Origin of the sequence: Kushneria phyllosphaerae, from assembly GCF_900312995.1 — a bacterium.
GTDB lineage: Bacteria > Pseudomonadota > Gammaproteobacteria > Pseudomonadales > Halomonadaceae > Kushneria > Kushneria phyllosphaerae.
In genome coordinates this window covers 587,050-610,187 of record NZ_ONZI01000001.1, presented here as the reverse complement: position 1 = coordinate 610,187, position 23,138 = coordinate 587,050, and the positions used below count along the sequence as shown (strand labels likewise).

Genomic DNA, 23,138 nt, shown 5'->3' with positions numbered 1-23,138 from the left:
TGGTGACAAGCCTGGGCGACGATGTGGCATGGCATGGGTCTCACTCATCGGTTTCGCAGCCTCGGATTGGAAAGGATCGCGCACAAGTCGGCCACCATCACCAGAATCAGATAGGCGCCGCAAAAGAGCATGGCGCAAGCCTGAACCAGGGCGAGATCCCGGTTGGACACGGCATCCACCATCAGACTGGCGATACCCGGATAGTTGAAGATCGTCTCGACGATAATGACCCCGCCCAGCAGGTAGGAGAGGCTCAGCGCCACGGCATTGGCGATCGGCCCGACCGCATTGGGCAGGGCATGGCGCAGCACGCGACGCATGGGGGGTACCCCCTTGAGCCGCGCCATTTCGATATAGGCGCTGTCGAGCTGATCGATCAGCGCTGCGCGGGTCATGCGCGCCATCTGCGCAATCAATACGCAACACAGCGTCAGCACCGGCATGGCGTAGATCCGCACGAAATCGCCCAGATTATCGACCGTCGAGACATAGGAAAGGGCCGGCAGCCAGCCCAGATGTACAGCAAAGATCAGCACGGCAATCGTTGCGACCAGAAACTCCGGCACCGCCACCATGGACAGCGTCACGATATTGAGCACCCGGTCCACGTTGCCGCCGCGACGCATGGCCGCCACCAGCCCCATGAGCAGGGCCACGGGCACGGAAATGGCAGTGGTAATGGCCGCCAGCAGCAGCGAGTTGGGCAACCGGTCATTCATCAATTGGGACACTGCCATGCCATTACTGGCCGACATGCCCAGATCACCGGTGGCAAAACCGCTCAGCCAGTGCCAGTAGCGCAGCAGTGCCGGCTGATCGAGCCCCAGCTCAACGCGCAGTGCCGCTACCTGCTCGGGCGTGGCGAACTGCCCCAGGATCTGCTGGGCAGTGTCACCCGGCAGCAGGGAGGTAATGGCAAAAATGACCAGCGACACCAGAAACAGTGTCAAAAGACTTGAGGACAGACGTCCCAGCACCAGTTTGGGCATGGTGTTGCGCATTCTTCGCCTCCGGATTGGGGGCCGGTCGGGGCGCGAAAACCGCGGGCAATCCGGGATTCCGCGCCTGATTCGATGGCCGCAGTGACAGGAAAGGCAACAGTGCCCTTACGCGTTCCACCAGATGTTTTCAGCGCACATGTAGCCCATGAAGCTGCCCAGCGGAATGGTTTGATCCATGCCGCCGATGCGAGCGTCATAACCTTCCACATCACTCAAAAACACCGGAATGCCGATGCCGCTCTCGTTGTGAATCATGGTCTGCATGTCGGCATACATCTGCTTGCGTTTGGCGACATCGGGCTCGCTTCTGGAAGCCACCAGCAGCTGGTCGAACTGCTCGTTTTTCCAGCCCGACTCGTTCCAGGGTGCCTTTGAGGCAAAGAACTGTGAGAGAAGAATATTGGCCGTGGGGCGCGCGTTGATGTTGCCAAAGCCCAGCGGGTGCTTCATCCAGTGATTGGACCAGTAGCCGTCACCCGGCACCCGATTGAGGTTGATATTGAGCCCGGCCTGGGCGGCAGACTGCTGCAGCAGCTGGCCCATCTCTTCGGAGTAATTGGCCGCCGGCGAGACCACAATCGGCACGCGGGCACCGGAGACGCCGGCCTTTTTCAAAAGCGCTGCAGCCCGCTCGGGATCGTATTCACGCTGTGGCAGGCCATCGAAATAATACGGGGAAGACGGTGCGATCGGCTGGTCATTGGCGATCTCGCCGTAGCCGCGCAGGGCCACGTGCTTGATCTGCTCGCGATCAAAGAGATATTTCATGGCCTCGACGAACTCGGGCCGGCTGCCGGGCTGTTGATCCACCCGCATGATCAGATCGGTGTAGTTGCCCGAATTGGTGGCCTTGACCCTGTGGCCATCGCCCTGCTTGATGCGATCGGCGTTGCGCCCGGTGAGGTTGTTGATCATCTGGACATCGCCGGAGAGCAGTGCATTGACGCGCGCTGACTCGTCGCTGATGCCTACCATCTCGATGGCATCAAGATGCGGATAACCCTCGCGCCAGTAGCTCTCGTTACGCACCGCCACCGAGCGCACGCCGGGGCTGAACTCCTGACACTTGAACGGCCCGGTGCCGATGCCCTTGGAAAAATCGGTGGTGCCATCGGGCACGATCACCAGATGGGAAATCGCCAGAATCGAGGGCAGTTCGATATTGGGTGAGGTCAGGTTGAATTCGATGCGCCGGTCGTCCAGCGCCTTGATACTGCCGATCTGTTCGACCATCGACAGCACCTTGGAGCCGACGCCCGGGTCCTTGTGGCGCATGATCGAATAGATGACGTCCTGCGGCGTCAGCGATTTGCCATCATGGAAGGTGACCTCCGGGCGCAGGGTAAATACCCAGCGATCGCCGTTGTCGCTGCTTTCAAACGTCTCGGCCAGCGCCGGCTGCGGCTCGAGCTGCTCGTTGAACCGGGTCAGACCATTGTAGAAGGTGTAGGCGCGTACGTAATCAATGGCCGTGGAGCCCTTCGCCGGGTCCAGCGACTCGCTCGAGGAGGACGAGTGCGCCGCCATGCGAATGCGCCCGCCACGTTTGGGTTCGGGCTGCGCCTGAGCTGCCCAGCCGCGCGACAGGCCCGGCCACATGCCGCTGCCTGCGGCCACAATGCCAGCCGCACCCAGCATTTTCAGCGCCTGACGGCGGGACAGTCCGGCCTGCATGGCGCGATAGACCTGCAGGCTCTGCTCCGGGGAGACGAATCCGTCATCACCCTGTTTATTGTGTGTCATGAGCCTTCTCCTTCTGCCTGAAATTGTTATTGCATTCGGATACAGCGCTGCATCGATGACAGCCTTGAGCTGTCCTGTTGTTCTGGACGTTCGTGTTCCTGACTAGTGCAGCCGGTCCTGCAGGCGATACCAGCTGCCCACCAGAGGTAAAAACCAGGGTTTGCCGAAATGGCCGGGAATCGCCGGCCAGTCATCGCTGTGCCAGGGATACTCCTTGCGCTGACCCAGCATCATCTCGGCCAGCATGCGGCCCATGTGAACCGACATCTGCACACCGTGGCCGCTGAACCCCATGACGTAGTACATGCCGTCATGGCGACCGGCGTGCGGCAGGCGGTCGCGACTCATGTCCACCAGCCCGCCCCAGCAGTGCGACAGCGGCGTGTTGCCAAGCTGCGGAAAGGTCTCGGCAAGGCCACGGCGCAAAATCTCGCCGCTTTTGGCGTCGGACTTGCCACCGGACATGGCGAAACGGGCGCGTCCGCCGAACAGCAGGCGATCATCCGGGGTCAGGCGGAAATAGTGGCCGATGATGCGGCTGGTCACGCACGCCCGACGATGGGGAATCAGCTGAGCGCACTGATCCTTCGAGAGCGGCTCGGTGACCACAATAAAGCTGCCCACCGGTGCCATCCGACGACGAAACCAGTTCAGCGGACCAACCTGAGAGGCGCCGGTGGCCAACAGCACATCGTTGGCCAGAAACTCGCCGTTCGGCGTGGTCAGTCGATAGCGCTCGCCCTCGCGCTCAACGCCGTTCATGGGGGTATGTTCAAAAAGATGCGCGCCGTGACGCACGGCCGCCTCGGCCAGCCCCGCACCAAAGCGACCCATGTGCATCTGGCCGCCGTTTTTCTGCCAGAGCGCGCCATGAAAGGCTGGTGAATCCACCTCACGCCGCGCCTCTTCTCTGGAGAGCAGCGCCACGTCAGGGTCGACATCGCGGCGAATCGCCTCACAGGTCCGGGCAAGCTTTTCGTAGTGTTCGGGTTTGGCGGCGAGCTTGAGCTTGCCGCGACGCAGATAGTCGCAGGCAATGCCCTCCTCCTCGATCACCTGCTCGACAGAGGCCACCGCCTCGCTGTAGCTGCGATAATGGAGCATGGCCTGCTCGCGGCCGAGCTGGTCGACCATGCTGGCGTAGTCCTGGGCCACACCGGTATTGCACTGCCCGCCGTTGCGACCGGACGCTTCGCCGATCACGCGCCCGGCCTCCAGAAGGGCCACGCGGGCGCCTCCACGGGCCAAAGTGCGCGCCGCGGACAGCCCGGTAAGACCACCGCCGATGACGGCCACATCATAGTGACCTTCGGGAGGATGGGTGCGGGCACCGGTGAAGGCCGGCGCCGTATCAAGCCAGTAGGACTCAAACTTCATGGACGCTCTCCCAAAAGGGGTCGCAGTGACGATTCACGGACCGACCGGCTCAGAGACCGACCAGTGCCGGCAGACCGCGGATATCGGCAATCTCAGTGGCCCCATAACCGTCACAGAAGCCCTCGTGATTGCGCGCCACGAACGCCTTGTTTTTAATGCCCATGAAGTGCGCCGACATCAGGTCATAGCGAAAGCTCGAGGAAACATGCAACAGCTCATCGGGCTGGCAGCCCAGGGTATCGATCATCGCTTCGAAGGCCGCCAGACGGGGTTTGTAGACCTGAAACATTTGCGCCGTGAAGACCTTGTGAAACGGCACTTCCAGCTTTTTGACGTTGTCCATGATCTGGCTGTCATCAGCGTTGGAGTAGATCACCAGCGGGATTTTATCGGCGATTTTGGATAACCCCTCGATCACGTCCGGATGGGGGCCCCAGCTCGGCACGGCCTCGAAATAGCGCATGCCTTCGTTATCGCGATACGCCACGCCCCAGCGCTTGCAGGTACGCTCAAGTGCCGTGCACAGCACCTCTGAATAGGGCTTCCAGGGGCCGAGCACTTCATCAAAGCGATAGGCACCAAAGGATTTGACGAAGGCGTCCATGCGATCGGCATCCGGGATGCGATCGGCAAAGAGTTCGCGCGTCATGGCGCCCATCTGAAAGTTGGTCAGCGTGCCGTAGCAGTCAAAGGTGATGTACTTCGGGCGCATGATGTCGCTCATGGTGTGTCGTCCTGTGTTGTCGTGCCGTTAACGGCGAAGATTGTTGTGGACGGTTTGCTGTGGACATTGGCCCCCAGCGGGGGCCATGGCTTCATTACAGCACTTCCCGACCATCGCAGGACGCTGAAAGCCCGGGGGCTGTCGGTACAAAACGCCCTTTTTCATGGAGCGCACAGCACAGACTGCGGCAGGCAGGATCACATCATCTCGGGCTGACGAATGCGGCTGCCGCGAGCAAAGCGGTCAATATGGTAGGGCGCGGGATCTACTACAGGCGTGGCGCCGGTGATCAGATCTGCCGTCAGCTGACCGGCTGCCGGGACGATGCCAAAGCCGTGACCGGAAAAGCCCGAGGCGATGATAAAGCCCGGAATGGCCTCCACCGGTGAGATGATCGGCACCATGTCCGGCGTGGTATCGATCATGCCGCCCCAGGCGCGGGCAAGATGCACGCCCTTGAGTGACGGGTATTCCGCATGCAGCCCGGCCAGCGCGGCGCGCGCCTGCACCATGTCGGGGGTGGGGTCCAGAATGCGCTGGCGCTCAAAGGGCGAGATCTGATCGAATTGCCAGCTGCCGGCGGCTTCAGGCCCCTGAAAGAAGGAGCGCCCGACCCGCACCTGCAGCTTCTTGGCCAGCTTGCTGCGATAGGCGCCGTAGAATTTCGTGGCGTAGCGCAGCCCCTGAGGGCTGATCTCCACCCGACCGCGGCCGGGCAACGCCAGCGTATAGCCGCCGTCAAGGCGCCGTCGCAGGGCAATTTTCGGGGTGGTCAGACAGCCCGGCGTGACCTCGGGGGCGGTGGTGGTCTGTACGGTAGTGCCCATGATGTTGGCTGCCGGCAGCTCGACCCCATGACGGCGGCAAAAGCGTGAACTCCAGGCACCGCCGGCACAGATCACGCTTGAGGTCCGAATCAGGCCGCGTTCGGTCCACACGCCACTGATGCGACCGCCGGAAAGCTCCAGCCCGCGCACGGCGCAGTTTTGATGCACATACGCACCGCGTTCGCGGGCACCAGAAGCGATGGCCGGACACGCCATGGCGGGTTCGGCGTGGCCGTCGGTGGGCGACCAGATGCCACCAAGCCAGCGTGATGTGGTGCCGGGTGCGCGTTCATGGGCCTGCTCGGCGGTCAGCACCTGGCTGACAAAGCCATGCGCCCGGGCCTTTTCGCCCCAGGCCTCCCATTTGGCCAGGCTTTCGGGGTTGTCAGTGGTATAGACGATGCCGCTGCGACGAAAGCCCACGTCACGGCCGATCTCGCCAGACATCGCCTCCCAGCGATTCAGGCTGTGCATCGCCAGCGGCAGCTCGAACATGTCGCGGTTTTGCTGGCGTACCCAGCCCCAGTTGCGGCTCGACTGCTCACAGCCGATCAGCCCCTTTTCCAGAAGCGCCACCGACACGCCCCGACAGGCCAGCTCATAGGCCGTGGTGGTGCCCACAATGCCGGCGCCGATGACCACGACATCGACCTGCTCGGGAAAGTTGGGACTGTCGTGAACGGTATCTACGTTGACGAACATGTTCGAAAACCTCTTCTCTTGTTGTTGGCCGTCAGCCAATCGATACGTCATTGTGCGACAGGTGAGGCATCTCTATCTGCACCTCAGGCCGCACCTCAGGTGTTCAGATCGATCAGCACACTCTTGTGATGCAGGTTGGCCTCAAAGGCGGCCCGGCCCAGATCACGGCCGATGCCGGAGCGCTTGTAACCGCCGGTGGGCAAAATATAGTCATTGCTGCGCCCATAGCGATTGACCCACACGGTGCCGGCGCTGAGCCGGCGTACGGCGCGCAGCGCCCGGCCGATATCGGCGGTGTGAACCCCCGCCGCCAGGCCATAAACCTCGTGTTCGGCCAGCGCCAGCGCCTCTTCTTCGTCATCAAAGGCCTGCACGCTCAGCACCGGCCCGAAAATCTCCTCATGCACTGCCGGGTTATCGCTTTTATCGACCCGCAGTATCGTGGGCCGATAGAAACAGCCGCCAAACGACGTTTCAAAGCGCGTACCACCTGCGATCAGCTCGGCACCGGCGCCCAGGGCACGCCCAATGACCGACTCGATACGGTGGGTCTGGGTCTCGGAGATAATCGGTGAAAAGCGCGTCCCTGCCTGCCAGGTCAGCCCGGGGGCCAGCCCGTCGAAATAGGTTTTCAGCCGCTCGAGCATGGGCTCAAGCAGTGAGCGCTCGATCAAAAGGCGCGAGCCTGCCACACAGACCTGGCCGGCGTTGCCGGTAATGGCAGCGGCAAGCGTGGCCGCGGTGCGATCCAGATCGGGAATGTCGCCAAACACCAGCTGCGGGCTCTTGCCGCCCAGCTCCAGCGTCACGGGTTTCGGGCCGGTCTCGGCGCAGGCGCCCATGATACTGCGGCCGGTGGCGGTCGAGCCGGTAAAGGTCACCTTGGCCACATCGGGATGACGACACAGGGCGTCCCCGGTGGTGGCCCCATCGCCCTGAATCACGTTGAAAACGCCCGGCGGCATACCGGCCTCGATGGCCAGTTCGGCCAGACGTACCGCCGTGAAGGGCGTCATTTCGGAAGGCTTGAGCACCACGGTATTGCCGGCTGCCAGTGCCGGTGCCACCTTCCAGCAGGTCATGCTGAGTGGAAAATTCCAGGGCGCGATGGCACCCACCACCCCCAGCGGCTCGGCAATCTGCATGCCCAGACTGTCATGGGCGGTGGCCGCCACTTCGCCGCCGTGCTTGTCGGCAAACTCGGCAAAAAACCGGACCCCCTCGGCGGTATAGGGCACATCCCAGGCCCGCGCCTGATCGATCGGCCGGGTAGACCCCAGCGCTTCAAGCGGGGCCAGATAGTCGATATCGGCCTCGATCAGATCCGCCCAGCGCCGCATGATGCGCGCCCGTTCGCGCGGGGCGCGCCGCGCCCAGTCAGCATGCAAAAACGCCTGCCGAGCGCTGGTCACTGCCTCATCGACCCGAGCGGCATCGGCCACTGGCAGCCCGGCATAGGCCTGTCCATCGGCCGGTCGAGTGACCTCGAGCGCCGCACCTCCCTGCACCTGACGGCCATGAATGAAGTGGGCACAGGGGATCGTGATATGGGCAGGATCGAAACTCGGCATGGTGGGCTCTCTCGAGGGGTGAAGGGGCTCGCCCGGAACACCGGGCGAGGCACTCCCTTCATGCTAAGGCCAATGGCCCGGCACGGGGTGCCGAGTGTGGCCGCACTCGACGCAGTTGATGCGTCAAAGCCGTATCGATTCGGTCAGATCTGCCGAATTGCATGGCCGGCCCTGCCCGGGCGTGGCACACGATCAGAGCGCATGCGACAGTAACCCTCCCCCTACCTGACACCTTCATGGGAGCCTGCTGTCATGTCTTCATCCTCATCGCAATGCTCGGCCGATACCTCACAGGAACTCTGCTGGCGCCCGCTGCATGACAACGATCTGGTGCAGGCGCATGGGCTGTCACAGCGGCTGGGGTGGCCGCATCGCCCTGAGGACTGGGCCACGATGCTCAGGGTGGGCCACGGCGTCGCCATCGAAACCCCGGACGGAACATTGATCGGCACCGGCTTTTGCCTGCCGCAAAATCGTACCGCCACGCTTGGGCTGGTGATCATAGATGACGCCTGGCAGGGCAAGGGGCTGGGACGCGCCATGATGACCCGCCTGATGGCACTGGCCGAGAATCGTACCCAACTGCTGGTCGCCACTGTGGCCGGTGCTCCGCTGTATCAAAAGCTCGGATTTACGCCGTTCAGTACCGTCTGTCAGTACCAGGGGGTGGTGACAAACGCCCCGGAGACGCCGGAAGCGCTTGAGGGGCTGCGTGCGATGACCGAGCAGGACCTTGAGGCCATCATGGCGCTGTCGCCCGATAACGCTGTCCATGTCGAGGCCGTGCGTCAGGCCACGCAGGGCGTCGTGATCGAGCGCGACGGCCAGCTCGTGGGGCTGGCCCTGCGCCGTCCCTACGGACGCGGCGAGCATATCGGCCCGGTCATGGCCGAATCAGCGGCACAGGCTCAGGCGCTGATGGCCACGCTGCTCTCACATGCACAGGGCGCCTTCGTGCGGCTGGATCTGGTCGACCCACAGGAGGACAGCCTGCTGACCGAATCGGGCCTTGCCTGTGTGGATCGGGTCGTGCGCATGCGCCGTGGCCCGGCGGTGGATGATAGCGTGCTGCCCCGCTTTGGCCTGATCAATCAGGCGATGGGATAAACGCCTGCCGGCCCTGATCGACGAGACGATGTTTCACGTGAAACATCGTCACCAGTGAACGAGGCCCTTGCGCTGACAGGCATCCGGCTTTCTGACACGACGACCTCTGTACACAAAAAAGCGCCCGCTCGAATCATCGAGCGGGCGCTTTTGAACATTGCCGTCAGCCGGATTATTTCATCGGCGGCGGCCCGAGTTCCTTCATCAGCTCGGAGAGCTTCACGTAGGCCCGGTTGCGCCAGGCAATCAGGTCAGGAATACGCTCGGCCGGCACGTCGGTGAAACCGCCGCCACTCTTGGTCCCCAGCTTGCCCTGCTCGATCAGCGAACTCAGTACCTCGGGCGTGGCGAAGCGCTCGGGGAAGTCGGTCTGCAGCGACTGATAGCAGAAGTTGTAGACATCCAGGCCTGCCATGTCGGCAATCGCAAACGGGCCGAAAAACGGCAGTCGGAAGCCAAACGTGGTACGCACCAGCGTATCGATGTCTTCGGGGCTGGCCACACCTTCTTCCAACAGCTGCGTTGCCTCGTGAAACAGCGCGTACTGCAGACGATTGAGCACAAAACCGGTCACGTCCTTGACCGTGGCCGTCTCCTTGCCGGTCTCATGAACGATCGCACAGGCGCGCTCGACAACGGCGGGGTCGGTGCCTTCATGCGGGATGATCTCCACGCCCGGCACGAACGGTGACGGATTGGAGAAATGCACGCCCAGAAAACGCTCTGGGTTGGTGACCGCTTCGGACAGTTTGGCAATCGAGATGGTCGAGGTGTTGGTGGCGATGATCGCATCCGGACGCGCCGCAGCACTGACACGCTTGAAGATCTCATGCTTGATATCGATCTTCTCGGGCACGGCTTCTTCGATGAAATCGGCGTCACGTACCGCGTCCTCGATGGACTCGGCGACTTTCACCTGACGTTCGATGCGCTCGACGGCGTCGCTCGGGAACAGGCCGTCGGCGACGAATTTGCGGGTTTCCTCGATCAGACGCTCGCGGTTGGCCTGGGTGACTTCAAGCGATACGTCACTGATCAGAACCTCGGCGCCGGCCAGCGCCATGACCTGGGCGATACCGCCGCCCATGTAGCCCGAGCCGACAATGGCAATCTTGCGTGTCATGAAACATTACTCCCTGTGGTCATGATGTCATCATTCTGCGGTCCCGGGCTCATCAGCCCTGGCGGACCTGGCTCTTGCCGAGGGCATAGTCCGACGTGCGCGGCAAAACCTTCTCGCGCAGGTACTGCTGGTTGGTGCTGGACACGCTCAGACCGTCACCGCCGTAGTGCTCGGTACAGATCATGCCCTGATAGCCGTTGGCGATCGCAATCTCGATCGACTTGCGGTAGTTGATCAGTCCAAGCTCCAGCGAGGTGGGCATGGCCACATAATGATCGCGCGCCACGTCCTCGTCACGGATATAGTTCTTGACGTGCCAGTAGTTGGCATACGGCAGGGTCTTTTCCATGATTTCGAGCCACGACTCGATCGGGCGGTGCAGGCGCACCAGGTTGCCCACGTCGGGGTTGATACCGACGTTATCCAGACCGATGTCCTTGACCAGCGCCACGGTGGAATCCGCCGTACCGATGTAAGTGTCCTCATACATCTCAAGCGAGATCAAAAGGCCCAGCTCCTCGGCGTGACGCCCCAGCTCCTGCAGGCGCTTGACGGTCAGATTCCACGCATCCCGATCCCCTTCCGGGGATTTGTAGCCCTCCACTGTCCAGAACCACAGCTGCTTTTGCTGCTCGGGCGTCAGCGCCTGGTGCAGGCCCACCGACACCACGCGCGCGCCCATGGCCGCCGCGGCTTCCAGCGTACGGTGGGTATAGGCCAGATTTTCTTCACCATGTTCGGCATCCATCACGCTGCGCCGCACCGCCGAAATGGCGGGCAGGCCAAGGCCGGCCTCTTTTGCCGTACGCACCAGCTCATCAAGGCGCTGGGTCGACAGATCGCCCGGTTTGATCCAGTTATCAAAGAGATCGACATTGGTAAAGCCTGCCGCGCGGATTTCATCAAAAACGCTGCGCCAGTGAGAGGCGTCGGCCTCGTTGACGCTGCGTCCCTGAGGATCGACACCCGGAAAGGGAAGGGTTGCGGCCGTGATCGGCCAGTCATCAGCGGTATAAGCCATGAGTACATCTCCTTGTGAGGGGCTTGCAGAAGGCTTGCAGGGGCCGCAATCAGGGCCCGGGGCAACCTGCCCGCAGACCCGCTGTTGTAAAGGAAGGCGTTACGAGACCAGAGCGAAAATCGCCCAGGCCAGCGCAAAGGCCATCAGGGAAATGCCGACCGACATCACGCTCCAGGTCCGCAGCATGGTGCGGGTCTCGACCTGCAAAAACCGGCCGACCAGCCAGAAGCCCGAATCGTTGACGTGGGAGTAACCGATGGCGCCGGCCACGATGGCGGTAGTTATACAGGCCGCCGGCATGCCGGCCAGTTCCGGCTGGGCCAGTACGGCAGGCGCCATGATGCCGGCGGCCGTGGTGCCGGCCACGGTGGCCGAGCCCTGGGCGATACGAATGACCGAGGCAATGAGGTAACCGGCCAGAATCAGCGGCATGCCAATGGCATCCAGGCTTGCCGCCAGCGCGTTACCAATGCCGCTGGCGGTCAGCACGCCGCCGAACATGCCCCCGGCACCGGTAATCAGGATGATGGTGCACACCGGCGCTAGGGCCTTTTCAATGATGTCGTTGATGGCATCCATCGGCGCCTTGAGCCCGCGGCGAAAGATCAACAGCCACATTGCGACACAGGTGCTGATCAACAGCGCAATCGGGGTCTCACCAATGACGATGAAGACGTCCAGCAGAGGGTTGTCATCCGGCAGGGTACCCGCCGAGATTAGCGTCGAGATGCCGGTATTCATGAAAATCAGCACCAGCGGCAGCAAAAGCACCAGTAACACGGTGCCAAAGGCAGGCGGCGACGCACCGTCGTTTTCCTCCCCGCCCATCACGTCCGGAACCGGTTGAAATGGGGTCTTGTTGGCAAGGGTGACGGCAAGGCGATAGCCCATCACATACCAGGTGGGCAGACCGACCAGCAGCCCGACAAAGAGCACCAGACCAATATCGGCGTGCAAAAAGACCGCTGCAGCGACGGGCCCGGGATGTGGCGGCATCAGGGCATGCATGACCAGAGCGGCCCCCGCGACCGGCAGACCGTACAGCAACACCGAGCCCTTGAGCTCGCGCGCCACCGCAAAGATGATCGGCAACATCACCACATAGGCGGCGTCGAGAAAGATCGGAAAGCAGAACAAAAGCGCGGCAATCGATAACCCCAGGGGCGCCCGTTCACGTCCGCAGATGCGAATCAGGGTGTCAGACAGCACGCGAGCCCCGCCCGAGACGGCAACGATCCGCCCCAGCACGGCGCCAAAGCCGATCAGCATGGCCACGTTGCCCAGCGTTTTGCCAAAACCGCCGGTCAGGGTCGCGATCAGATCGCTGACGTCGATACCGGTGGCCAGCGCCGTGGCGATACTGACCATAACCAGTGCAAAGAAGGGATGCAGACGAACGCGAATGATCAACAGCAGCAGGATGGCGATGGCACCCGCCGAGATCGAAAGCAGAAGAGGTGTGGATAAAGCGGCTTCGGTGGCGCTGGGCATAACCGGCTCCGGGTAAGGCCATGGCGTCCGGGGCAGGCCGATGCGCCATTGGTCGCAAAATGCCTTACATCACTGTAAGTCCAATACCGCAGACGATATCTTCCCCGGGTAATACCCGACCAATGCCGGTCATGCCGAAAGGTGATGACCATTTTGATATCACTTTCATAACGAGCCGCACGTCATGGGCACTCTGCCGGAAGACTGGTTTTTTAGATCACGACTAAAGTTGCGTCATCTACAGCTTTTTGTGGCCCTTGGCGAACAGGGCAATCTGCATCGCAGCGCCGAAGTGCTGGGCATCAGCCAGCCCGCGGCCTCCAGACTGCTGATTGAACTCGAGGAGCGTCTGGGCACCACCCTGTTCGAACGTCACGGCCGCGGGCTCTCGCCCAACCTGTATGGCGAACTGATGATTCGCCGCGCCCGAACCATCATCGATGAACTTGAACGCGCCGGGGAGGAATTCAACGCCATCCGTGCCGGACACGCCGGGCTGGTCCGGGTCGGCACGGTCATGGAGCCCGCCGTGGCCCTGCTGACGCGGGCCATTGAGCAGATGCACGGCGAGCGCCCGGGACTTCGCATCAACGTGCACGTGGACGTCAGTCGCGCCCTGATCTCCGGCCTGCTCGACGGTCATTACAATTTTGTGATCTCTCGCATTCCGGCCGGCTTCTCCGGAGAGCACTTCGTGTTTGAAGAGATCGGCGAGGAGGAAATCTGCTTTATCTGCAGTCGCAACCATCCACTGGCCGAGCAGCCGGTGCCGGCGCTTTCTGCCATGGTCGACTACCCCTGGGCGCTGCAGCCGCCCGGCACCCTGATGCGCCAGCGTGTGGATGACCTGCTGCGTCATCGTGGCCTGGAGCCGCCCCACTGGATTGTGGATACCTCGGATCTGACCACCTCACTGGCGCTGGTCAATGCCTCGTCGTTTTTGACCGTGGCGACCCGGGGCGTGGCCGAGCTTTTGTGCGATCCGCAGCGCTTTCGCATCATCTCGTCGTCCACGCGCCTGAGCGTACAGCCCTACGGGCTGGTCAGCCTGCGCCGCCAGCAGCTGCCACCGGGGGTGGCCGCCATGATGCATCTGCTGCGCCAGCTGATTCGTCAGCCGCCGCCGATCTGATGATCTGACGACACCCTTCATGCGGCCACGCGGCGTGCGCGTGGCCGCCCACGGTCAAAGCCGTTACTCTGGGGACCTCTCCCCTGCTGACCGGAAGGTTGACCATGACCACGCTTGCCCGCCGCCTGAGCACGATAAAGCCCTCTGCCTCGATTGATATCTCGCGCCGCGCCGCCGAGATGCGCCGGTCGGGACTGGATGTCATTACCCTGTCGCAGGGCGAGCCCGATTTCGATACGCCCGTCCATATCGCACACGCCGGCAAGCGCGCCATCGACGAAGGCCACACCCGCTATACCGATGTCGATGGCACCCCCGAGCTCAAAAAGGCGGTAGTGGCCAAGTTCGAGCGGGACAACGGTCTGCACTACGCCACCGATCAGATTTCGGTGGGCACCGGGGGCAAGCAGGTCATCTTCAACGCCCTGTTTGCCCTCATTGACCCGGATGACGAGGTCATCATTCCGGCGCCGTACTGGGTCTCCTATCCGGACATGGTGCGTCTGGCCGAGGGCATGCCGGTCTGTGTCGAGTGTGATGAAACCCAGGGTTTCAAGCTCACGGCCGAGCAGCTCGAGGCCGCCATCACGCCGAAGACGAAATGCCTGATTCTCAACTCCCCCGGCAACCCGACCGGCGCCGGCTATCACCGCGAAGAGCTGGCCGCACTGGGTGAGGTATTGAAACGCCACCCCCAGGTGTTCGTGATCAGCGACGACATCTATGAATATCTCGCCTATGACGGCTGGACCTTTACCACCCTCGCTGCCGTGGTGCCGGAACTGTTCGAGCGCACCCTGACCGTCAACGGCGTCTCCAAGGGATACGCCATGACCGGCTGGCGCATCGGTTTTGGCGGCGGCCCGAAGGATCTGATTCGCGCCATGGCGATGCTGCAGGGACAGATGACCACCAACCCCAGCGCCATTTCACAGGCTGCGGCCGTGGAAGCCCTTGATGGTCCCCGCGACTTTCTGGAAGAACACCTCGAGATCTTTCGCCAGCGCCGCGACATGTGCGCGGCGGCTTTCAATGCCATTGATGGGCTGTCGTGCCGCGTTTCTGAAGGCGCGTTTTATCTTTTCATCAGCTGCCAGGGATTGATCAATCGTCAAACGCCCGAAGGCGAGGTGCTTGAAAGGGATGTCGACGTGGCGCGGTTTCTGCTCGAGCAGGCCCATGTGGCCGTCGTGCCAGGCACGGCCTTCGGTCTGGCGCCCTGGTTTCGGGTCTCCTTTGCCGCCGCCACCGAGCGGCTGGGCGAGGCCTGCGAGCGTATTGCCCAGGCCTGCGAAACCCTGACAGCGCCTGACGCAAGCGACTGATGTCGACCCGGTCGGTCGTCCCCTTGCCGGGGCGGCCGACGGGCAGCGCGTTGATAATGCCTCTCATGTCGCCATAATGGCGGCTTCATTTCCTCGACCGACTTCAGGCATAAACGCTTCATGGCACCCAGACCCCCTTCTCACCTCTCGCTGGCCGTGGTGCTGGCGCTGACGGCCGCCATCGGCCCCTTCTCGCTTGACGCCTATCTGCCCGCCTTCCCCGCCATGGCCGAATCGCTTGGCGTGTCGATCAGCGATGTCTCTCTGAGCGTCTCGGTTTATATCTTCACGATGTCGATCGGCCAGCTCATTGGCGGGCCGCTGTCCGACCAGCTCGGGCGTCAGAAGATCATGTTCTCCGGGCTGATCCTCTACAGCGTGGCCAGTCTTCTGATCTGGCAGAGCGAGCAGCTTGAAAGCCTGCTGGCCTTTCGCGCCCTGCAGGCCTTCGCCGCCGGCTGGACCCTGGTGTCGGTACCGGCGCTGGTGCGTGACCGTGTGCAGGGTGTGGAGGCCGCGCGCCTTTTCAGCCTGATCGGCCTGATCATGGTGGTCGCCCCCGGTATCGCGCCCACCGTGGGCGGGCTGCTGCTGAGCCTGGGCGGCTGGTCATTCATCTTTTTGTTTCTGGCGCTCTATGCCCTGCTGGTCATTCCACTGCTGAAGCTGGTGGCCTTCAAGAAGACCGGCGCGGCACCAAAGGGAGCACCGGGTCCGAAGGTCAACATCCTCAGGCGCTACGCTCAGGTGCTGGCGACCCGTCAGGCCCTGCCCTTTCTGTTCTGGCAGGCCGCCTCGTTTTCGGTGCTGATGATCTTTGTGACCCACGCCTCCTTCGTCTATCAGACCCATTTCGGCGCCAATGAACACACCTTCGGGCTGCTGTTCGGGGCCAACGTGATCGTCATGCTGATCGCGAACCTGACCAATCGCTCCCTGCTGGAGCGCTTCGGCTCGCGGCGCATTCTGCGCGGCGCCACCTGCATTCAGGCCACGGCGATTGTCGTGCTGATACTGGCCAGCGTCTTCGATGCCGGGCTTTATGTCTTTTTGCCGGCGATGATGGTCAGCATCGGCATGGTCGGCGCCATTGCGCCCAACATCCAGGCCACCTTTATCGAGTACTTCGGTGTTAACAGTGGCACGGCGGCGGCGCTGCTGGGCGCCTCGCAGTTCGGCATCGCCGGCATTGTCAGCGCGCTGTCCTCACGCCTGCCGACCTCGGTCACGGCGGTGGTGCTGGCCATGGCGGCGTGCTCGGCGGTCTGTCTGTGCATGCTGGTACTGTCCCTGCGCCAGGAGCGCGCCGCGGTCTGAACCTGTCCGGCCGGATCCTGGCAACGATTGAATCACTGCATGAATGATGCAACATGCCCGACTGAATCCTGCTCGCTTTTGTCGGCCGGGTTCGTCGGGTATGTTCGTATCTCGATCCACCGCTCCTTCACCGGTCCTTCTGATGCCCCTTGCGCTTTCACGTCTGTCCCTGTGTGCCCTGTCGCTTTTGCTCATGCTACCGGCCCTTCAGGCAGCGGCCGCCGACGCCGGTAGCCACCATCCCGTGACGCTGGACAACTGCGGCACACACATCACCCTGAAGGCCCCGCCGCAGCGGGCGGTCAGCATCGGCCAGAACACCACTGAAATACTGCTCTCGCTGGGCCTGGCCGATCGCATGGCCGCCAGCGCCGTATGGATCGGTGACGTGCCGGAGAATCTGAAGGCCGCCAACGACCGTGTACCGCGACTCTCCAGCGGCATTCCGGGCCTTGAAAGCGTGCTGGGACAAAACCCCGACCTGGTCGCAGCGCAGTTTGAAACCGATATCGGCCCCCGGGGTCGCATCGCCAGCCGCGAGCAGTTTGCGTCACTGGGCGTGCCGACCTATCTCTCTCCCACCGACTGTGTGGGACGCCTTTATGGCGGCGACACCAACCCTGATGGCGCCCGCACCCGGGCGTTCGACATGTCGCTGGTATATCGGGAAATTCAGGAACTGGCGGAGATTTTCAACGTCTCGGCGCGCGGTGTTGATCTGGTCGAGGCGCTGCGCGCGCGCGAGGCCCGCGCCGCGGCCGCAGATGCCGGCATGCCAGCGGATCTCTCCATGGTGTGGTGGTTTTCCAGCGCCGAACTTTCAGGCGATGCCTGGGTGGCCGGACAGTTCGGTGCGCCGGGCTACATCATGAAAAAACTGGGGGTGCACAACATCATCAAAAGCCAGGAGGAATGGCCGGCGGTAAGCTGGGAGCGCATCGCAGAAGCCGACCCGGACGTGATCGTGCTGGGCCGGATGACGCGGCGCAACTTCCCGGCCGATGACGTGGCTCAAAAGATCGACTTTCTCGAGCATGACCCGGTTACCCGAGAGATGCGCGCGGTGCGAGAGCACCACTTTATCGTGCTGGATGCCCAGGCGATGAACCCGACCCTGCGCACCCTGGAGGGTCTCGAGATCGTGGCCAATGGCCTGAGCAGGCTGAGGCTGACCGGTGCCTCCGCACCGGATGAGACGCCATGAGTCCCATGCAGGGCCGTTTCGCCGGCGCCCGGCATCGTCAGGGGCTGCACCTGGGGTTGATCGTACTGGCGCTGATGGTGCTGGTACTGTCGATGGCGCTGGCAGTGTCGATCGGCGAGATTCACATCCCACTGGCCACGACCTTCAAGGCACTGGGCAACGCGCTCGGGGTCAGTGAGTACCCACTTGATCGCATTCATGAAAGCATCATTCGCGAATATCGCCTGAGCCGGGCACTGGTGGCCGCCTGCTGCGGCGCGGGGCTGGCACTGTGTGGTGCCATCCTGCAGGCGCTGCTGCGCAATCCGCTGGCCGAACCCTACGTGCTGGGCATTTCGGCGGGCGCCTCGACCGGGGCGGTGTGCATCATGGTGCTTGGTGTGGGCGGCGGTGCGATGGGGCTGTCGCTGGGGGCCTTTCTGGGCGCGCTGGGCGCCTTTGCGGTCGTACTGGCGCTGTCCCGCGGCGCATCCACCAGCCCCAATCGCATCATTTTAGCCGGCGTTGCCGGCTCGCAGCTGTTCAACGCGCTGACGGCCTGGGTGATCAGCACCTCGGCAAGCGCCGAGCAGGTGCGCGGCATCATGTTCTGGCTGTTGGGCAATCTGGGCGGGGTACGCTGGCCGGAGGTAACGCTGGCACTGGCGGTGGTGCTGCCGGGCTTTGCGATCTGCCTGCTGTTTGCCCGGGCGCTGGATGCCTTTACCTTTGGCCAGGACGCCGCCGCGGCCCTGGGCATTCCGGTCGGCGCCGTCCGCCTGATCCTGTTTGCCGTTACCGCACTGATGACGGCCACCATGGTCAGCATGGTCGGGGCCATCGGCTTTGTCGGGCTGGTCATCCCTCACGCCGCACGCTTTATGGTGGGCACGGCGCATGTGCGTCTGCTGCCGGCCTCGCTGCTGATCGGGGCCATCTTCATGGTGCTGGCCGACATCGTCTCGCGGGTGATTTTGCCCCATCAGAGCCTGCCCATCGGCGTGGTCACCGCGCTGGTTGGCGCGCCGGTCTTCGCCATGATCCTCTATCGCGCCCGGCCACCCTTATGACAAAAGTGACCACTTACTTACCCGGAGAGACATAGCATGTCGATACAGGCCCACGCGGTCAGCTGGTCGACGGCCGGCCGCCTGATTGTCGATGACGTGAGCCTTGCCATTACGCCCGGCGACACCGTCGGGCTGCTCGGACCCAACGGCTCGGGAAAGTCGTCGCTTTTGCGCCTGTTATGCGGCCTGCGGCGCGTGACCAGAGGCGTTGTGACGTTTGATGATGCCCCGCTTGAGCAGTTGAACCGTCGCGACGTGGCCCGGCGGCTGGCAATGGTCGAGCAAAACGCCACCACCGATGCCGACGTGACGGTGCTGGATGTGGTCCGGCTGGGCCGCACCCCGTGGCGCTCGATACTCAGCGGCTGGCGTGAAGAGGACAGCACTGCCGTTGAACAGGCTCTGGTCCAGGTCGGCATGGAAAGCCGACGCTACCAGAGCTGGCATACGCTCTCCGGTGGTGAACGCCAGCGCGTCCACATCGCGCGGGCACTGGCCCAGCGCCCGCGCGAGCTTTTGCTGGACGAACCCACCAACCATCTGGACATTCAGCACCAGCTGGAGATCCTCGCGCTGGTTCGACGCCTTTCCACCACCTGCGTGATGGCGCTACATGATCTCAATCTCGCCGCGATGTTCTGCGACCACCTGGTGCTTTTAAAGGAAGGCCGCGTGGCAGAAGCGGGTAAGCCGGAGTCAGTACTCACTCCCGAGCGCATTCTTGATGTCTATGGCGTGGATACCGTGATCGAGCGCTCACCGCATCATGGCTGCCTGCACGTGCACTATCTGCCGCGTAAAGAGATGACCCTGCCGCGTAAAGAGACGAGCTCGCAGGCATGACTCACACCATGTGTCTGACCCGCTGCCAGGCATAGCCCAGATGCTCCCCCAATGCGGCCACCAGCGTCTCGGCATCGCGGCCCTCCAGCGCTGCCATGATCATCTCGTGCTCACATACCGCGGATGCCCATTTCTCGGGGCCATCATGTCCGATAAACCGGATGCGCTTGAGTTTTGACTGCAGCGAGGTGTGCACCTGCGCCAGCGGCTCATTGTGGGCCAATGCCACGATGGCTGTGTGGATCTGCTGGTTGGTCTTGTAATAATCGAGCCGGTTGCCCGAGTGGTAGTACGCCATCATTTGATCGTGCAGCCGACGCACTTCCATGATCTCTTCATCGCTGGCGCGATCACAGGCAATTCTTGCCGCCAGTTCCTCAAGCGACCGGATCAGGACCAGCATGTCCTCAATATCGCGCGCTGAAAACTGGCGCACACGCGCCCCGCGTTGTGGCACCAGCTCGACCAGCCCTTCGCTTGCCAGAAAACGCAGTGCCTCACGCAGCGGCGTGCGCGATACGCCCAGCGTTTCGCACAGCGGCCCTTCATAAATTCGCACGCCCTGCTCCAGCTCGCCTTCAATAATCATGTCGCGCAAGCGATTGGTAATCGCATCATGCAGCGAATGCCGGGAAATGGTGCCGGCAGCCTCATTCAGGCCCTGTGTCCTTGTCATGTCATGTCCTTTTGCCCTGAAGCTGAATCAATATTGGCCCGGCACCCTTGTATCGCCTGGCAGGTCATCACAACAGCATGCCCGGCTATATGACAGCGTTTTGAAGCATCATTTCAGGCAATGGCAAGAGATGCTCCAGGACTTATGGTTAAGACCGTAATGCCAATTTTGGGACCAACGTATAATGTATACATTATGCATTAGGGCGCACTCTCATCGTCAAGACACACTTCCTGTTCTTGAAAGGTGAGACATCACATGACAACCAGTACGTCTTTTTCTGGAGCCCACCGCCCCCTGATTGCACTGGCCATGGGCGACCCGGCAGGCATCAGCCCGGAGCTGACGGCCCGCCTGGCGGCCGACCCGCAGGTCAATGCCGCCGCAAGGCTCGTGATCATCGGGGATCGACGCGTGTTCGATGAAGGCGCCCGTTCCGCAGGGCTTTCCCCCGACCTGGCCGACACCACCCTCGAGGGCTTGAAAGCCGGCGCACCGGATCAGGTCGCCTTTATCGATCTCGGCCATCTATCCCCTGATGAAATCGAACGCGGCGTACCCTCACTGGCAGGCGGCACGTTCTGTTCACGTAATTTTAACGAAGCACTGGCGCTGGCCAATGAGGGTCACGTGGAAGCGGTCTGCTTCACCCCGTTCAACAAGCAGGCGATGCGCTACGCCAATCCTGACTACGACGATGAAATTCGTTTCGTGGCACGGGCCATCGGCTTCAGCGGGAAGGCACGCGAGTTCAACATTCTGGACAACATCTGGAACGCGCGGGTGACCTCGCACATTCCGCTGTCGCAGGTCGCTGCTTCGCTCAATGAAAACGCCATTCTCGAAGAGATCGCCCTGACTCAGCAGTGCCTGGAGCAGTCGGGCATCGAAACCCCGCGCATTGCGGTGGCAGGTCTTAACCCGCATGCCGGCGATGGTGGCAACTTCGGCCGGGAAGAGATCGAGATCATCGAACCGGCCGTGGCGCGCGCCCGCGACAACGGCTGGGCCGTCGAAGGGCCCTTTCCGGCGGATACGGTCTTTCTACGCGCCCCTCGCGAGGGCTATCACGCTGTGCTGACCATGTATCACGATCAGGGACAGATCGCGATGAAACTGATGGGCTTTGACAGCGGCGTCACAATGCTGGGCGGTTTTCCATTCCCGGTCTGCACGCCGGCCCATGGCACAGCATATGACATCGCAGGCCGTGGTATCGCCGATATCGGCGCTTCACGTCAGGCCCTGCTGCTGGCAGCCCGCATGGCTTCCCGTCTGCAGCAGACAGTGGACTGAGCCGGACGGCCAGATATTCGAACACCGTGTCTGCCTGAAGAGACAGTGACTGACCAGGCAACGCGTTAAAACGCAGTGACGCTAACCGGGAGAATCACATGAAAATTTCAATACTGGCGGCCGGGCTGGTCGCATTGGGTCTGACAACACAGGGGCAGGCCGCAGAGTTTCCCAGCAAAACCATTGAAGTGGTCACTCACTCCGGCGCCGGTGGCGGCACGGACCTGACCGCCCGCGCCATGGTTCGTGCCGTTGAGCCGATCATGGGTACCGACATGATCGTGGTCAATCGCCCGGGCGGCGCCGGGGTAGTATCGCTTAAATACCTCGCCGACCGCCCCAGTGACGGCTATACGCTGCTGACCTGGACGACCGGACACGCCGTACAGCAGGCCAAGAATGGCGCGACCACGGCAGAAGGGCTGATTCCGATTGCTCGTGCAACCAACGACCCGCAGGTACTGATGACCGCCTGTGGAAAATTCGAGGATGCACAGGCCTTTATTGATGCCCAGAAGGAAAAGCCGCTGCGCTATGGCGTCACGCATGTGGCCAACATCGATGACGTGTCGGCCTTCATGTTCGGCAGGGCAGCCGGCATTCAGCAGCCTCAGATCGTACCGTTTGAAGGCGGTGGCGATCTTGAAACCAATCTCATCGGCGGCAACGTCGACGTGGCGGTCCTCAACTACGGTGAAGCCGCCGCACAGATCGATGCCGGGAAAATCTGTCCCATGATTGTCATGGCCGACACACGCCTTGCAAGCGCACCGGATGTGGAAACCACGGCCGACCTGGGCATCGATGCCGACTACTCCACCGTACGCGGGTTTGCCGTGGCCGAAGGCACCCCACCCGAAGTGGTGGAAAAACTGCGTGCAACGCTGATGGAAGGCATGCAGGGCGACCAGTTCGGCAAATTCCTGACCTCAGCCATGGGGCTGAGCCCGGAAACCTCCGTTGCCGATTACAAGGTCTGGGGCGAGCAGATGAATGCGGCGGTGAAGAACATGAACGCAGCGCTTGTCGAGCTGGGATATATCGAATAACCCTTTGATCAACGCTGGCACGGCCGGTCCGCCGGTCGTGCAGGACAGCCGATCAAAGCCCTTTTCCATCGACCGGGGCCATTTCATGCAACCTTCTCGCCTTGTTCGTCATTCAGGACCGCTGCTGGCGGCAGGACTGCTCGCCATCCTGGCCTTTGTACAGACCTATACCTTCAAGTCGGTCCCGGCCATTCTGGCCCGCGGCCTTCAGCCGGCCACCTTTCCGCGTCTGGTGACGGGGCTGATTCTGATCCTTGCCGTCATCGCCTTTATCCACGACCTCAGAAGACCGCCGGCACCGGGGGAAGCCCTGCCGAAAGTGCTGTTTTCCACCACGCTGCTTTTGGTGATCTTCTCGGCACTGCTCGCCTCGAACCTGTTTTTGATCGCGCTGATCACGGTCACGGTGGGCACGGCCCTTTTATGGGGAGAGCGACGCGTGCTGGTACTGACGGCGCTGGCCTTGTCACCGGTCATTGCGATTGTGCTGTTCGATATCGGCCTTGAAGTCAGATTTCCACGCAGCCCGCTTTTGAACCTCTACTACGAATGGCGCTGAT

Annotated in this window: 20 protein-coding genes; 10 read left to right on the top strand and 10 right to left on the bottom strand. The window is 62.3% G+C overall.

Annotated features, from left to right (window positions below):
* Positions 1 to 44 precede the first annotated feature (44 nt).
* The 6 genes from KSP9073_RS02670 to KSP9073_RS02645 form a co-directional block, all read right to left on the bottom strand.
* Entirely contained in the window at positions 45 to 1,001 is a 957-nt protein-coding gene (locus tag KSP9073_RS02670) for an ABC transporter permease (RefSeq protein ID WP_108841399.1), read from the bottom strand.
* Between the two features lie 105 nt (positions 1,002 to 1,106).
* Positions 1,107 to 2,744, bottom strand: a complete 1,638-nt coding sequence (locus KSP9073_RS02665; RefSeq protein ID WP_108841398.1) for an ABC transporter substrate-binding protein — start codon at positions 2,742 to 2,744, stop codon at positions 1,107 to 1,109.
* Between the two features lie 102 nt (positions 2,745 to 2,846).
* Entirely contained in the window at positions 2,847 to 4,121 is a 1,275-nt protein-coding gene (locus KSP9073_RS02660; protein WP_108841397.1) for an NAD(P)/FAD-dependent oxidoreductase, read from the bottom strand.
* 49 nt (positions 4,122 to 4,170) lie between these two features.
* The gene (locus tag KSP9073_RS02655; protein ID WP_108841396.1) at positions 4,171 to 4,845 is read right to left on the bottom strand and encodes a haloacid dehalogenase type II; all 675 of its coding nucleotides are present in this window, start codon (positions 4,843 to 4,845) and stop codon (positions 4,171 to 4,173) included.
* A gap of 197 nt (positions 4,846 to 5,042) precedes the next feature.
* The gene (locus KSP9073_RS02650) at positions 5,043 to 6,374 is read right to left on the bottom strand and encodes an NAD(P)/FAD-dependent oxidoreductase (RefSeq protein ID WP_108841395.1); all 1,332 of its coding nucleotides are present in this window, start codon (positions 6,372 to 6,374) and stop codon (positions 5,043 to 5,045) included.
* Positions 6,375 to 6,469: 95 nt separating this feature from the next.
* Positions 6,470 to 7,945: an aldehyde dehydrogenase family protein gene (locus KSP9073_RS02645; protein ID WP_108841394.1), complete on the bottom strand. Its 1,476-nt coding sequence runs from the start codon at positions 7,943 to 7,945 to the stop codon at positions 6,470 to 6,472.
* A gap of 252 nt (positions 7,946 to 8,197) precedes the next feature.
* Here KSP9073_RS02645 and KSP9073_RS02640 point away from each other — a divergent pair, with 252 nt between their 5' ends.
* Positions 8,198 to 9,052 (top strand): GNAT family N-acetyltransferase, encoded by an 855-nt coding sequence (locus KSP9073_RS02640; protein WP_108841393.1) that lies wholly within the window; start codon positions 8,198 to 8,200, stop codon positions 9,050 to 9,052.
* 172 nt (positions 9,053 to 9,224) lie between these two features.
* On the opposite strand, the gene KSP9073_RS02635 is transcribed toward KSP9073_RS02640, so the two are convergent.
* The 3 genes from KSP9073_RS02635 to KSP9073_RS02625 all read right to left on the bottom strand — a co-directional run bounded on the left by KSP9073_RS02635 (position 9,225) and on the right by KSP9073_RS02625 (position 12,687).
* Positions 9,225 to 10,175 carry a 3-hydroxyacyl-CoA dehydrogenase family protein gene (locus KSP9073_RS02635; RefSeq protein WP_108841392.1) on the bottom strand — a complete coding sequence of 317 codons (951 nt, stop codon included), beginning with the start codon at positions 10,173 to 10,175 and terminating at the stop codon, positions 9,225 to 9,227.
* Between the two features lie 52 nt (positions 10,176 to 10,227).
* On the bottom strand, positions 10,228 to 11,196 hold the full coding sequence (locus KSP9073_RS02630) for a sugar phosphate isomerase/epimerase family protein (protein ID WP_108841391.1): 969 nt from the start codon (positions 11,194 to 11,196) through the stop codon (positions 10,228 to 10,230).
* A 99-nt stretch (positions 11,197 to 11,295) separates the two neighbouring features.
* Complete coding sequence (locus KSP9073_RS02625) at positions 11,296 to 12,687, bottom strand: GntP family permease (protein ID WP_108841390.1); 1,392 nt, start codon at positions 12,685 to 12,687, stop codon at positions 11,296 to 11,298.
* A 184-nt stretch (positions 12,688 to 12,871) separates the two neighbouring features.
* On the opposite strand from KSP9073_RS02625, the gene KSP9073_RS02620 reads away from it, so the two are divergent.
* From KSP9073_RS02620 to KSP9073_RS02595, 6 genes are all read left to right on the top strand, one after another.
* Positions 12,872 to 13,819 (top strand): LysR substrate-binding domain-containing protein, encoded by a 948-nt coding sequence (locus tag KSP9073_RS02620; RefSeq protein ID WP_108841389.1) that lies wholly within the window; start codon positions 12,872 to 12,874, stop codon positions 13,817 to 13,819.
* 104 nt (positions 13,820 to 13,923) lie between these two features.
* On the top strand, positions 13,924 to 15,144 hold the full coding sequence (locus KSP9073_RS02615; protein ID WP_108841388.1) for a pyridoxal phosphate-dependent aminotransferase: 1,221 nt from the start codon (positions 13,924 to 13,926) through the stop codon (positions 15,142 to 15,144).
* A gap of 120 nt (positions 15,145 to 15,264) precedes the next feature.
* Positions 15,265 to 16,461: a multidrug effflux MFS transporter gene (locus KSP9073_RS02610; protein WP_108841387.1), complete on the top strand. Its 1,197-nt coding sequence runs from the start codon at positions 15,265 to 15,267 to the stop codon at positions 16,459 to 16,461.
* Between the two features lie 142 nt (positions 16,462 to 16,603).
* Entirely contained in the window at positions 16,604 to 17,665 is a 1,062-nt protein-coding gene (locus KSP9073_RS02605; protein ID WP_108841386.1) for an ABC transporter substrate-binding protein, read from the top strand.
* 5 nt (positions 17,666 to 17,670) lie between these two features.
* Entirely contained in the window at positions 17,671 to 18,714 is a 1,044-nt protein-coding gene (locus KSP9073_RS02600; protein WP_108841385.1) for a FecCD family ABC transporter permease, read from the top strand.
* 36 nt (positions 18,715 to 18,750) lie between these two features.
* A complete protein-coding gene (locus KSP9073_RS02595) occupies positions 18,751 to 19,557 on the top strand; it encodes an ABC transporter ATP-binding protein (RefSeq protein ID WP_108841384.1) in 807 nt (268 codons plus the stop codon).
* Between the two features lies 1 nt (position 19,558).
* Here KSP9073_RS02595 and KSP9073_RS02590 read toward each other — a convergent pair whose 3' ends face one another.
* Positions 19,559 to 20,233, bottom strand: a complete 675-nt coding sequence (locus KSP9073_RS02590; protein ID WP_108841383.1) for a GntR family transcriptional regulator — start codon at positions 20,231 to 20,233, stop codon at positions 19,559 to 19,561.
* A 258-nt stretch (positions 20,234 to 20,491) separates the two neighbouring features.
* Between KSP9073_RS02590 and KSP9073_RS02585 the strand changes: the two genes are divergently transcribed.
* The 3 genes from KSP9073_RS02585 (at position 20,492) to KSP9073_RS02575 (ending at position 23,137) form a co-directional block, all read left to right on the top strand.
* Entirely contained in the window at positions 20,492 to 21,529 is a 1,038-nt protein-coding gene (locus tag KSP9073_RS02585; protein ID WP_108841382.1) for a 4-hydroxythreonine-4-phosphate dehydrogenase PdxA, read from the top strand.
* Positions 21,530 to 21,627: 98 nt separating this feature from the next.
* Positions 21,628 to 22,578, top strand: coding sequence for a Bug family tripartite tricarboxylate transporter substrate binding protein (locus KSP9073_RS02580; protein WP_108841381.1), 951 nt, complete (start codon positions 21,628 to 21,630; stop codon positions 22,576 to 22,578).
* An 85-nt stretch (positions 22,579 to 22,663) separates the two neighbouring features.
* Positions 22,664 to 23,137: a tripartite tricarboxylate transporter TctB family protein gene (locus KSP9073_RS02575; RefSeq protein ID WP_133240970.1), complete on the top strand. Its 474-nt coding sequence runs from the start codon at positions 22,664 to 22,666 to the stop codon at positions 23,135 to 23,137.
* The last annotated feature ends 1 nt before the right edge of the window (position 23,138 follow it).

Bases quoted from the DNA above. Each gene is read 5' to 3' on its own strand.
- KSP9073_RS02670 (WP_108841399.1), bottom strand. From the start codon at position 1,001: ATGCGCAACACCATGCCCAAACTGGTGCTGGGACGTCTGTCCTCAAGT.
- KSP9073_RS02600 (WP_108841385.1), top strand. From the start codon at position 17,671: ATGCAGGGCCGTTTCGCCGGCGCCCGGCATCGTCAGGGGCTGCACCTG.
- KSP9073_RS02620 (WP_108841389.1), top strand. From the start codon at position 12,872: ATGGGCACTCTGCCGGAAGACTGGTTTTTTAGATCACGACTAAAGTTG.
- KSP9073_RS02585 (WP_108841382.1), top strand. From the start codon at position 20,492: ATGACAACCAGTACGTCTTTTTCTGGAGCCCACCGCCCCCTGATTGCA.
- KSP9073_RS02665 (WP_108841398.1), bottom strand. From the start codon at position 2,744: ATGACACACAATAAACAGGGTGATGACGGATTCGTCTCCCCGGAGCAG.
- KSP9073_RS02645 (WP_108841394.1), bottom strand. From the start codon at position 7,945: ATGCCGAGTTTCGATCCTGCCCATATCACGATCCCCTGTGCCCACTTC.
- KSP9073_RS02655 (WP_108841396.1), bottom strand. From the start codon at position 4,845: ATGAGCGACATCATGCGCCCGAAGTACATCACCTTTGACTGCTACGGC.
- KSP9073_RS02625 (WP_108841390.1), bottom strand. From the start codon at position 12,687: ATGCCCAGCGCCACCGAAGCCGCTTTATCCACACCTCTTCTGCTTTCG.
- KSP9073_RS02650 (WP_108841395.1), bottom strand. From the start codon at position 6,374: ATGTTCGTCAACGTAGATACCGTTCACGACAGTCCCAACTTTCCCGAG.
- KSP9073_RS02590 (WP_108841383.1), bottom strand. From the start codon at position 20,233: ATGACAAGGACACAGGGCCTGAATGAGGCTGCCGGCACCATTTCCCGG.
- KSP9073_RS02660 (WP_108841397.1), bottom strand. From the start codon at position 4,121: ATGAAGTTTGAGTCCTACTGGCTTGATACGGCGCCGGCCTTCACCGGT.
- KSP9073_RS02635 (WP_108841392.1), bottom strand. From the start codon at position 10,175: ATGACACGCAAGATTGCCATTGTCGGCTCGGGCTACATGGGCGGCGGT.
- KSP9073_RS02580 (WP_108841381.1), top strand. From the start codon at position 21,628: ATGAAAATTTCAATACTGGCGGCCGGGCTGGTCGCATTGGGTCTGACA.
- KSP9073_RS02610 (WP_108841387.1), top strand. From the start codon at position 15,265: ATGGCACCCAGACCCCCTTCTCACCTCTCGCTGGCCGTGGTGCTGGCG.
- KSP9073_RS02640 (WP_108841393.1), top strand. From the start codon at position 8,198: ATGTCTTCATCCTCATCGCAATGCTCGGCCGATACCTCACAGGAACTC.
- KSP9073_RS02630 (WP_108841391.1), bottom strand. From the start codon at position 11,196: ATGGCTTATACCGCTGATGACTGGCCGATCACGGCCGCAACCCTTCCC.
- KSP9073_RS02615 (WP_108841388.1), top strand. From the start codon at position 13,924: ATGACCACGCTTGCCCGCCGCCTGAGCACGATAAAGCCCTCTGCCTCG.
- KSP9073_RS02595 (WP_108841384.1), top strand. From the start codon at position 18,751: ATGTCGATACAGGCCCACGCGGTCAGCTGGTCGACGGCCGGCCGCCTG.
- KSP9073_RS02575 (WP_133240970.1), top strand. From the start codon at position 22,664: ATGCAACCTTCTCGCCTTGTTCGTCATTCAGGACCGCTGCTGGCGGCA.
- KSP9073_RS02605 (WP_108841386.1), top strand. From the start codon at position 16,604: ATGCCCCTTGCGCTTTCACGTCTGTCCCTGTGTGCCCTGTCGCTTTTG.